This window comes from Planctomonas deserti, from assembly GCF_003067705.1.
Classification (GTDB): Bacteria; Actinomycetota; Actinomycetes; order Actinomycetales; family Microbacteriaceae; genus Planctomonas; species Planctomonas deserti.
This window is the reverse complement of record NZ_QANL01000179.1, coordinates 1-541: the sequence shown is the minus strand read 5'-3', so window position 1 is coordinate 541 and position 541 is coordinate 1. Positions and strand designations below refer to the sequence as shown.

The following is a 541-nucleotide window of genomic DNA, read 5'->3' as shown; positions in this document are numbered from 1 at the left end:
ATGGGCGCGGTCATCGCGCTTCAGGCGCACGGCGATCTTGCACAGGCGGTCGCAGGCGGCCCAGCACATCGCGCTGGTGTAGGTATGCACTTCGGTGCGGCCGCGGAATTCCCACAGGCCGGCATCGGGTACGTCGTGCAGGGCAAATGCCTGTTCGCCCAGCGGCTCCAGACGGGCGAAGGTGTGCGCATCGCCCGGGTCCTGCAGCCGCCGGTCGAAGAACAGCTGGGTGGAAGCCAGCACCACGCTGCCATAGACATCGTGCTGGCGCTGCACCCAGGCCAGGTTGCCGCGGCGCACCGGGCCCATGCCACGGTAGCCGGACAGGCTGGGAACCTCATCCTCGTCCAGCTTGGCCTCGAAGCCGATGCCATAAAGCGGCTGCAACGTGCCGTCGGTGGTGGCCAGGTTGAAGATGTAGCCGAGGAACTGTTCCATCGTGCGCGTCGCGCCGAGGCGGTTCAGTGCGCGCACCACGAACGCGGCATCACGCAGCCAGCAGTAACGGTAGTCCCAGTTGCGCACGCTGCCGGGGGCTTCC

General features: G+C 67.5%; 1 protein-coding gene. It reads right to left on the bottom strand.

Translation table 11 applies throughout. From position 1 onward, the window contains the following. On the bottom strand, positions 1 to 541 hold a 541-nt coding region (locus DAI20_RS20170; RefSeq protein ID WP_240606153.1), incomplete at both ends, for a glycoside hydrolase family 15 protein.